Source organism: Terrabacter terrae (assembly GCF_039529575.1).
Taxonomy (GTDB): Bacteria; Actinomycetota; Actinomycetes; order Actinomycetales; family Dermatophilaceae; genus Terrabacter; species Terrabacter terrae.
In genome coordinates this window covers 1-2,383 of sequence record NZ_BAAANB010000186.1, presented here as the reverse complement: position 1 = coordinate 2,383, position 2,383 = coordinate 1, and the positions used below count along the sequence as shown (strand labels likewise).

Genomic DNA, 2,383 nt, shown 5'->3' with positions numbered 1-2,383 from the left:
ACGACATCCTCGGCGTCTGGGGCGACCCCGCTCGCACCGGCAAGCCCGTCGGCGACGACCTCCTGTCGGGCAAGCCGACGGTCCTGCTGGCCGAGGCCCGCGAGGCGCTGCCGGCCGACCTGGCCGAGCAGCACCTGGGCGAGCAGGGCGTCGTCACCCCGGAGACGGTGCCCGTGCTGCAGGAGCTCATGCGCGAGGCCGGCGTGCTCCGGCGCACCGAGCAGCGCATCGCCGACGAGGTGCAGCTCGCCTGCGAGGCCCTCGACGGCGGCGATCTCGATGCAGACGCCGTCGCCGAGCTGCGCAGCCTCGCCGAGCTGATCGCGTGGCGCGACTCGTGAGCGTCGTCGTCATCGGCGCCGGCCTGTCCGGGCTCGCCGCCGCCTGCCACCTCGTCGGGCGCGGCCACGAGGTGACCCTCGTCGAGCGCCACGACGCGCCCGGCGGTCGAGGGCTGCGGCTGCACCGGGACGGCTTCACCTTCGACACCGGCCCGACCGTGATGACGATGCCCGACCTCGTCGGCGACGCCCTCGCCGCGGCCGGCACGTCGCTGCAGGACGCGCTCCCGATGCGCCTTCTCGACCCCGCCTACCGTGCGCGCTTCGACGACGGCAGCCAGATCATGGTCCGGCACGGCGTCGAGGCGATGCGCGAGGAGATCGCCGCGACGTGCGGCAGCGTCGACGCGGCCGCCTTCGTCGACTTCGCCGACTGGCTGCGCAAGCTCTACCGCGTCGAGATGCCGCACTTCATCGACGCCAACTTCGACAGCCCGCTCGACCTCGCGAGCTCCCCGCGAGCGGCCGCCCGACTGCTGCGGCTCGGTGGCTTCCGCCGCCTCGGGCCCGTCATCCGCGAGTGGTTCCGCGACGAGCGCCTCCACCGGCTCTTCTCCTTCCAGGCGCTGTATGCCGGCCTGTCGCCCGAGAGTGCGCTCGCGCTCTACGCGGTCATCACCTACATGGACAGCATCGAGGGCGTGTGGTGGCCCGAGGGCGGGATGGACGCCGTGCCGGCGGCGCTCGCGACGGCGGCCGGCAAGGCCGGCGCCGAACTGCGCTTCGGCACGAGCGTCACCCGGCTCGTCCTCGACCGCCGCGGCGTCGTCGCGGGGGTCGAGCTCGACTCCGGGGAGCGGCTGCGCGCCGATGCCGTCGTCTGCACGCTCGACCTGCCCACCGCATACGACCAGCTGCTGCCCGAGCTGAAGCCGCCGCGGGTCGTGCGGTCGGGGACGTACTCGCCCTCGGCCGTCGTCTGGCACGTCGGCGCCTCCGGCGCCCCGGCGCCCGGCACGGCCCACCACAACATCCACTTCGGCGCCGACTGGGACGGCGCCTTCCGCGCCCTCATCGACGACCGCCGGCTCATGCCCGACCCCTCGCGCCTCGTCACCGTGCCGACCCTGAGCGAGCCCGGCCTCGCGCCGGAGGGCGACTCGGTCCTCTACGTCCTCGAGCCGGTGCCCAACCTCAGCTCCTCGATCGACTGGACGCACGAGCGCGAGCCGATGCGCGAGCGGCTGCACGGCTTCCTCACCGCCAACGGCTACCCCGACCGGATCCTCACCGAGGAGCTCGTCACGCCGCTCGAGTGGCAGCAGATGGGGATGCACCAGGGCACGCCGTTCGCGCTGGCGCACACGTTCCTGCAGACCGGCCCGTTCCGGCCGGGCAACCTCGACCGGCGCGTGCCGGGCCTCGTCTTCGCCGGCTCGGGCACGGTGCCCGGCGTCGGCGTGCCGATGGTCCTCGTCAGCGGCAAGCTCGCCGCCGACCGGGTCGACGCCTACCTCCCGGGCCCCCGGCCCCGGCCCCAAGCCGACAGGGGACGCCGGTGACAAACGCTGCCGCACAACCCCATCCACTCCTGGCCGAGGGCTATCGGCGCTGCGCGCAGATCACCCGCCGCTACGGCACGACGTACTACTGGGGCACCCTCCTGCTGCCTCCCGAGCGCCGACGGCACGTGTATGCCGTCTACGCCTTGTGCCGTCTCGCCGACGACATCGTCGACGACGAGGGGGCGACCACCTCGGCGCACGTGGCCATGACCGCGACCAGGCTGCACGACCTGGCGGCCACCTTCCGGCGCGTCGCCGACGGCGAGCCCACCGACGACCCGGTCCTGGCAGCCATCGGCCACAGCGTCCGCTCGTGCGGCATCGCCGACGAGTGCTTCGAGCGGTTCTTCGGCGCCATGGCACTCGACCTCACCCAGACGACCTACGAGACGTGGGACGACCTGCTCGGCTACATGGACGGCTCGGCCGCCGTCATCGGCGAGATGATGCTGCCGGTCCTGCAGCCCCGCTCGCCACTGGCGCTCGAGCCCGCCCGCGCGCTCGGACTCGCCTTCCAGCTGACGAACTTCCTGCGCG

2 protein-coding genes and 1 pseudogene are annotated in these 2,383 nt (G+C 73.6%); all 3 read left to right on the top strand.

Features of this window, described 5'->3' with window-relative positions; genetic code table 11:
• Window positions 1-341, top strand: a pseudogene (locus ABD194_RS20665) (isopentenyl-diphosphate Delta-isomerase); the annotation flags it as partial.
• Window positions 326-1,843: a phytoene desaturase family protein gene (gene crtI / locus ABD194_RS20660; RefSeq protein ID WP_343995034.1), complete on the top strand. Its 1,518-nt coding sequence runs from the start codon at window positions 326-328 to the stop codon at window positions 1,841-1,843. The pseudogene ABD194_RS20665 and the gene crtI, both read left to right, overlap by 16 nt.
• Window positions 1,840-2,383: phytoene/squalene synthase family protein (locus ABD194_RS20655; RefSeq protein WP_343995032.1), on the top strand; the 544-nt coding region annotated here is incomplete at its 3' end. The genes crtI and ABD194_RS20655, both read left to right, overlap by 4 nt.